The organism is Haloarcula vallismortis ATCC 29715 (assembly GCF_000337775.1).
Classification (GTDB): Archaea; Halobacteriota; Halobacteria; order Halobacteriales; family Haloarculaceae; genus Haloarcula; species Haloarcula vallismortis.
The window spans coordinates 1-6,515 of the sequence record NZ_AOLQ01000011.1 but is presented as its reverse complement, the minus strand read 5'-3'; the positions used below and the strand labels follow the sequence as shown (position 1 = coordinate 6,515).

The window sequence follows — 6,515 nt, the reverse complement described above, 5'->3', positions numbered from 1 at the left end:
GTGCAGAACGAGGGTCGAGATTTTGTATAGCGATATACGATATACGTTTCCTTGTAGTGCGGAATTCCGGCGCTAAGAGACTCCAGAACCTCGAATTCTCCCGATGGGACGAATACAGAAAGTGGTCCTGATTATGCCAATAATCACGACCACTTTGAAGTACCCCGACGCCGTCGGTGGAGCACAAATGCTGGAACCGCCTCACGACGACACTTCCCCTGGGGTAGAGCCACCGAGACTGGGCCCGCAGGACGGTGGAGGATCGGTCGATGCCTGACAGGGCCCTATCAACGCCACTCGACGACAGCTTCGAGCGCTACCTCCAGGACAAGGGGAAGGGCCGCGGTGGCGACGGCGGGAACTATCGACGAAACGCTGCACGCGAACTCAAGCGGTTCGCCGAGTGGGCCGCCGGCGACCGTGGCGATAACGACTGGACTGGGATAGTCCCCAACGACGTCGACCGGGAGCCGACCTTCGACGATCTCGACGAACGCGTGTTCCGGGAGTATGCCCGGCATCTCGGTGGAAATCGGGGACTCAAGCAGAACACGGTACAAACCTATTACCGCTATATCTCTGCGTGGTGTGGCTGGTGCGTCAACGAAGGATATCTCGAAGCGCATTACGCGCAGCGGGCGAGTGCGATGGCGCCGTTACCGGAGGACGACGGCCGTAAGCCCGGCGACCAGCAGGCCTGGACGTCCGAACAGCGCCACGCCCTCACCCGTCACGTCGACGAACGGGCCCGCGACGCCGTCGAAGTGTACACGACACTCCCGGAGGATACTGACCCCCTCGACAAGCAGCGAGCGCGCTACGAAGCGCTGAAGGCGGCTCGTGACCGGGCTCTGGTGTTCGTCCTCGCGTACACAGCTGTCCGCGTCGGAGAACTCCTCCGGGATCCGAACGACCCGCGCCGGCGCGGCGTCCGCTGGGAGGACCTCTCGCTCGACGACGGGAGTATGGACGTCTACCGGAAGAAACAGCAGTGGGACGCCGCGAGTCTCCCCGACCCGGTGATCTCGCCGCTGCGGAGCTATTGGAAGCTGATGGAGCCGCCGACGGAGCGGTGGCCCGTGTTCCCGACGTTCGACCAGCGAACACTCGCAGAGCTCGTACAGGAAGAGCTAGCCGAACGCGGGGAACGCCCGGAGGCTATCACCGAGCGACGTGAGGAGTACGCTCGCGACCTACTGCTAGCGCTCGATGAGAATATCCGGCCGCCGTCAATCACGACGGACGGCGCACGGTCGATTCTTCAGCGACTCTCGGAGACCGCCGAAATCGACATCGACCATCCGAAACACGACTATCTCGCACCCCACGGCGGTCGCCGCGGGATGGGCGAGGTGCTGGTCCGCGCGTTCGGATATACGGTCGCGGCTCGGTATCTCGATAACTCCGAAGAGATGGTTCGAGAGCGCTACTCGCACATCGAAGCTGGAGAGTTAGGGGATGTCGCAACAGAGGCGCTCAACGAAATCGAACCACGAACTCAGGGGTAATCGACTGAGATTACCTCCCATCTCCTGCTCGACGAGTCCCTTCGTAAAGGGCCGGTAGGCCGAGAGGGAGGGCTAGTATCCCGAATCCGATGAGCGCGTACTCGGTTCCGCGTGTTCGGTCGACGATGAGAACCGTCGCGATGACGCCAAGAAGTGCGATCACGTACGCTGCGTTGCTCCAAAGGATATCGTAGGTCGAACAGTACAGCCAGCAAACGAACGTGTAGGCCGGGGCGTTCCAGGTCGGCGGATACAGCTTCGGCCAGAAGAACCGGCAGTACGAAGTCCAGCCCAGCATCGCGATGGTCGGCAACCCAACGAGCCACACTGCGGCCCCACGCTCCGAGTGGCCGTATCGCCGATATCCCGCGAGAAAGAGGGCGGGGAAGCAGAAAACCCACAGCCAGATACCGATAGTGTAGGTCACTGGCCAGTGCTCGATTCGGGGCTGCTCAATTGGCGATTGTACTGACTCGGGAAGCGTCGCCCATGGAAACGAGGGATCGGGAACTGGATTCGTGAGGAACGCGACGAGGCAGAGTCCAGTACCGACGAGAAGTCCATACAGTCCCAGCGTTGTGTATCGGTCAAGCCACGCTGGAAGTGCCGGACGCGCTGTCCCGTGGAACTGGTCTGATATGCTGGTCATCAGCTTTGTCGAATCGGGATCAGGTATCTCGTTCAAGCGCCTCCCGTCGCTGTTCGTATTCCTCGTCCGTCAGCTCGCCGCGAGCGTAGGCGAGACGGAGTTCCTCGAGTGCCTGGTCTGGGTCACTCGTGGTCTCCGTGATTGCGCGGTAGACGAGATACCCACCACCGATGAGGGTGGCGAGGAACAGGAGTTGCATCACGATGCCGACGACGAACATCCAGCCTGACATCGTTCCGTCACCCCACATTCCACCGCCCCACATCCCGCCCATCATCGGGCCGAATCCCATCATCCCGAAGCCCATGAAGAACAGCGGGAAGATGAATACGGCACCGATGATAACGAGGAGGAGCGTAACAAGTCGCGTATCGTCTGTTTTTGTCGGCATAGTGTGTTTCCTCCGTGAGATCGGGTCTCAACTAATACTACGTACTGACTATTCAATGCGATTGTGCCTTGGACCTACGCTTTCTGCCACCCGGTTTTCTTTTGAATCCCTACTTACCAGGGTTCTGAACCGAACTATCTGAAGGAAAACTGCAAAAGATGATCCCTTCGAAATGATACCTATGGTCGCGACGATGACTGATGGCATCCTTGAAGCCCTGCGCATCGGTGTTGGCTTCCTGTGGACGGCGGCGTGGGCGATCATTATGGGGCTCACTGTCACGAGCCTCGTCCAGGTCTACGTCTCCAAGGAACGAATGGCTCAGGTCCTCGGCGACGGTGATCTCAACGGCCTCACCAAAGCCACCGTTTTCGGAGCGGCGAGCAGCGGGTGCAGTTTCGGCGCCGTCGCAATCGGGAAGGGGCTGTTCAAGAAGGGGGCACACGCGGTGAACTTTCTCGCTTTCATGTTCGCGTCGACGAACCTCATCGTTGAACTTGGTCTGATGATTCTGATCCTGCTGGGCTGGGAGTTCCTTCTTGCGGAGCTGCTGGGTGGTCTCATTCTCATCGTCGTGATGGCCGTTATTGTCCATCTCACACTCCCCGAGAATCTCTTCGATGAGGTCCGGGCGACGCTCAACGAACGCGATCAGGAAGCGGGGATTACCGAGGACCCGACCTGCGGGATGGAAGGCAAAGACGAGTACACCCTCACCACTGACGGCGGCGAGACACTGGAGTTCTGCTCGGAGGGCTGTATGGAAACGTACCTACAGGAGGCGTCCAGCCGCGGGGGGTGGCGTGAGGAGTTGCGGTCGTGGGGTGGCTGGTACAAAGTCGGGAACCAGTTCCGCAAGGAGTGGTCGATGATCTGGAAGGACGTCATCGCCGGCTTCCTCATCTCGGGGTTCGTCATCGTCTTCGTCCCGCAGTGGGTCTGGAACACGCTGTTCATCCAGGGTGACGGCCTGCTCGTGACCGCCGAGAACGCGATTATGGGCGTCGCTATCGCCGTCATCAGTTTCGTCGGGAGTATGGGCAACGTCCCGTTCGCCGTCGCCCTCTGGGGTGGCGGCATCAGCTTTGCCGGCGTCATCGCGTTCGTCTATGCCGACCTCATCACGATACCCGTACTGAACGTCTACCGGAAGTACTACGGCTGGAAGATCATGCTGTACATCCTCGGCGTCTTCTTCGTCACGATGGCGTTCACCGGCTTCCTCATGGAGCTACTGTTCGACGCCTTCGGCATCGTTCCCGACCTGGCCGGCGGAGAGACGGCGACCGAACAGACGTACTTCGAACTCAACTACACGTTCTACCTCAACCTCATCGCCTTCGCGCTTTCGGGCTTTCTCCTCTATGTATACAAGAAGGGCCTCGGTGCTCCCGGTCAGTACCGAGACCCGGTTTGCGGGATGCGGACCGACGACGGCGGGCCATCGGCGACACACGACGGCGAAACGTACTACTTCTGCTCGCAGACTTGCAAGGAGACCTTCGAGGAGGACCCCGACGAATTTGCCACCGGACATCCGATGGTGATGGAGGGACACGACCACTGACGAACGTCTCGCCGAAGATCAACGGTTGACAGCGGACTCTCTTGACCGGTGAGGACTGGAATCCAGATTTAATGTACCCCCGTTTGAAATCCGACTGAATGTACGACCGAATCTTACTGTCGACCGACGGTACCGTCGCGTCTAACGAAGCTGCAACGCACGCACTTGAGCTCGCAGCCGCCCACGACGCAGTCCTTCATGTGCTCTACGTCGTCGACGAGGACGTCGTGACTGCGTACAGCGGCGACGAGTACGTCGACGAAGCCGAAGGCCCTGAACACGGCCTCGAAGAACACGGCGAGGAGACGCTTGCAGCGCTCCGGCGCCGAGCGTCGGACGTCGGTGTCGACGTTGAGACGACGATGCAACAAGGGCGCCCCGCTGAGACGATCGTCGACCACGCAGACGACTGTGACGCGGACCTGCTCGTACTCGGTACCAAACGCCGGCCGGATGAATACCGTGCGCTGCTCGGCAGTGTCACCGACCGCGTCCTCCGATTGACGACCCGTCCAGCAACCGTCGTGAAAACCGAAGTCAGCGAGTAAGGAACGACCGAACGCTACCGTTCATCGTCAGGGGTGAGCCGAGCGCGGCGGCGATCGAATTCCTCATCGTCGATCTCGCCGCGGGCGTACCGGTCTTGGAGGACAGCGAGTGCGCTATCCTCGGAGCCTCCGTTCGATCGTGACCCTGTTGCCAACCTGTAGACGAGATAGAGGGGGAGGGCGACGAGGAGTGCCATCCACAGGAGACCGACCAGCATCATCCCCCAGCCCCAGGCACTCCACCCGGCCATGTGGCCGCCGTTCCACATTCCGTCGTGCCAGCCCCACATCATTGCGTCGGGGACGGCCGCGTGCGTCAGCGCCATCCCGCCGACGACGGCCAGTGAGAGCGCACCGATGACGATGAGTCCCAGAGAACGAATTCCGCGTGCTTGTATTGGATTTTGCATTATTGTACTTCCGAAAGAGCTCGGCGTGATTAGCCGAGGATGTATTCGAGGGCAGGGTAGCGCTCGACGAGCGCCTCGCCACCAACCTCGTACTGTTCGATGTACTGATCGAGCCCCAGGATGCGGCCCGCAGCGAACGCGGCGACCGCGAGGAACACGAGCATGTACGCGAAGTCCCCGTTGATGAATCCGTGCCCCATGTCCCAGTTCCCGAAGTAGAACATGAGCATCATGAGCGCGCCGAAGAACGCCGCGAGGCGGACGAACGCGCCGACGAGCAGGCCGAGGCCGATGAACAGCTCGCCCCACGGGACGGCGACGTTCGCGAACTCGACGAACCACGGCGTACTACCCATCCACGCGAACATCCCCGCGAGGGGGTTGCCGTTCGTCGCCGCGACGTTCGAGAGGTAGCCGCCCGCCGCGAACTCGCCGGTAATCTTCGTGAACCCGGAGTACGCGAACGCATACCCCATCATGAGACGGAGCGCCAGCACGAACCACGCGCTGAGGCTGTGGACTTTCCCGCCGACGGTCAGCCCGCCGACTTTGCTCTCGAGCTGGTTCATACCGGAGTCGAGTGTGGACATAATTATTGCACCTTCAACTATCAGTAGGCCGGGAGAGAGCATATAACGGCGAGCCGGCGTTCTGAGTCAGAAAATCGGCGGGCTATATTACGCTCCTGTCTCGAGTAGGGAGATGTGACCGAGGAGTCCGACCCGGCGGAAATCTTCGCCACGCTCGACGACGAGTACGCTCGTAACATCCTCGTGGCGACGAAGACCGACCGGCTGTCCGCGAAGGAACTCAGTGAGGAATGCGATATGTCGCGCCCGACCGTTTCGCGCCGTGTCACGCACCTCGTTGAGCAGGGCCTCCTCGAAGAGTACACGCACGTCGACCCAGGAGGACGACACTACAGCGAATATGAGGCGCGCCTCGAACGCGTCGAAGTCCTCCTGCAGGCCGAGGGCTTCGATGTCCAAATCGACGTCCGGCCGGACCCCGCCGACCGGATTACGACTATCTTCGAGGAGATGCGGGGAGACTGACTCATGGAACACACGTTATTCGTCATCGGCAAACTGTTCACGACTGCGCTGGCGCTGGTCATCGCATATCAGGCCTATCGCGGGTACCAACGGCATCACACGCAGTTACTCCTGTACGTCGCCGCCGGATTCGCATTGGTCGGCCTTGGCGGCCTCCTCGAAGGCGTCCTCTTCGAACTCCTCCAGGTGTCGATCTTCGAAGCGGGATTCGTCGCAGCACTCGTCACCGCAGCTGGGATGTTGTCGATCCTGTACGCGCTGTATGCCCCGAATCCCTGAGTATCCGGGATGTCCATTCGAAAAGCGGTCTCTGTACGTCGTGCCCGGTTCGACCCCGCTACTGTTTGGACTCTCCTCGTTCTCGATAGTGTAGGATCGCAGCGGGGA

The 6,515-nt window shown here is 60.6% G+C and carries 9 protein-coding genes; 5 read left to right on the top strand and 4 right to left on the bottom strand.

Going from position 1 to position 6,515, the window contains the following annotated elements:
* Positions 1–269 precede the first annotated feature (269 nt).
* On the top strand, positions 270–1,508 hold the full coding sequence (locus C437_RS03930) for a tyrosine-type recombinase/integrase (protein WP_004515584.1): 1,239 nt from the start codon (positions 270–272) through the stop codon (positions 1,506–1,508).
* Positions 1,509–1,518: 10 nt separating this feature from the next.
* On the opposite strand, the gene C437_RS03925 is transcribed toward C437_RS03930, so the two are convergent.
* Both C437_RS03925 and C437_RS03920 read right to left on the bottom strand, forming a co-directional pair.
* The gene (locus C437_RS03925; RefSeq protein WP_004515583.1) at positions 1,519–2,157 is read right to left on the bottom strand and encodes a hypothetical protein; all 639 of its coding nucleotides are present in this window, start codon (positions 2,155–2,157) and stop codon (positions 1,519–1,521) included.
* Between the two features lie 19 nt (positions 2,158–2,176).
* On the bottom strand, positions 2,177–2,548 hold the full coding sequence (locus tag C437_RS03920; RefSeq protein WP_004515582.1) for an SHOCT domain-containing protein: 372 nt from the start codon (positions 2,546–2,548) through the stop codon (positions 2,177–2,179).
* Between the two features lie 181 nt (positions 2,549–2,729).
* On the opposite strand from C437_RS03920, the gene C437_RS03915 reads away from it, so the two are divergent.
* Both C437_RS03915 and C437_RS03910 read left to right on the top strand, forming a co-directional pair.
* Positions 2,730–4,115 carry a permease gene (locus tag C437_RS03915; RefSeq protein ID WP_004515581.1) on the top strand — a complete coding sequence of 462 codons (1,386 nt, stop codon included), beginning with the start codon at positions 2,730–2,732 and terminating at the stop codon, positions 4,113–4,115.
* 98 nt (positions 4,116–4,213) lie between these two features.
* Entirely contained in the window at positions 4,214–4,663 is a 450-nt protein-coding gene (locus C437_RS03910; RefSeq protein ID WP_004515580.1) for a universal stress protein, read from the top strand.
* Positions 4,664–4,677: 14 nt separating this feature from the next.
* Here C437_RS03910 and C437_RS03905 read toward each other — a convergent pair whose 3' ends face one another.
* Positions 4,678–5,073, bottom strand: coding sequence for an SHOCT domain-containing protein (locus C437_RS03905; protein WP_004515579.1), 396 nt, complete (start codon positions 5,071–5,073; stop codon positions 4,678–4,680).
* A 29-nt stretch (positions 5,074–5,102) separates the two neighbouring features.
* Positions 5,103–5,663 (bottom strand): DoxX family protein, encoded by a 561-nt coding sequence (locus C437_RS03900; protein WP_004515578.1) that lies wholly within the window; start codon positions 5,661–5,663, stop codon positions 5,103–5,105.
* Positions 5,664–5,777: 114 nt separating this feature from the next.
* Between C437_RS03900 and C437_RS03895 the strand changes: the two genes are divergently transcribed.
* Both C437_RS03895 and C437_RS03890 read left to right on the top strand, forming a co-directional pair.
* On the top strand, positions 5,778–6,128 hold the full coding sequence (locus C437_RS03895; RefSeq protein WP_004515577.1) for an ArsR/SmtB family transcription factor: 351 nt from the start codon (positions 5,778–5,780) through the stop codon (positions 6,126–6,128).
* 3 nt (positions 6,129–6,131) lie between these two features.
* Positions 6,132–6,407 (top strand): DUF7521 family protein, encoded by a 276-nt coding sequence (locus C437_RS03890; RefSeq protein ID WP_004515576.1) that lies wholly within the window; start codon positions 6,132–6,134, stop codon positions 6,405–6,407.
* The last annotated feature ends 108 nt before the right edge of the window (positions 6,408–6,515 follow it).

Coding starts and splice junctions, on each gene's coding strand:
- C437_RS03930 (WP_004515584.1), top strand. CDS start 270: ATGCCTGACAGGGCCCTATCAACGCCACTCGACGACAGCTTCGAGCGC.
- C437_RS03925 (WP_004515583.1), bottom strand. CDS start 2,157: ATGACCAGCATATCAGACCAGTTCCACGGGACAGCGCGTCCGGCACTT.
- C437_RS03920 (WP_004515582.1), bottom strand. CDS start 2,548: ATGCCGACAAAAACAGACGATACGCGACTTGTTACGCTCCTCCTCGTT.
- C437_RS03915 (WP_004515581.1), top strand. CDS start 2,730: ATGGTCGCGACGATGACTGATGGCATCCTTGAAGCCCTGCGCATCGGT.
- C437_RS03910 (WP_004515580.1), top strand. CDS start 4,214: ATGTACGACCGAATCTTACTGTCGACCGACGGTACCGTCGCGTCTAAC.
- C437_RS03905 (WP_004515579.1), bottom strand. CDS start 5,073: ATGCAAAATCCAATACAAGCACGCGGAATTCGTTCTCTGGGACTCATC.
- C437_RS03900 (WP_004515578.1), bottom strand. CDS start 5,663: ATGTCCACACTCGACTCCGGTATGAACCAGCTCGAGAGCAAAGTCGGC.
- C437_RS03890 (WP_004515576.1), top strand. CDS start 6,132: ATGGAACACACGTTATTCGTCATCGGCAAACTGTTCACGACTGCGCTG.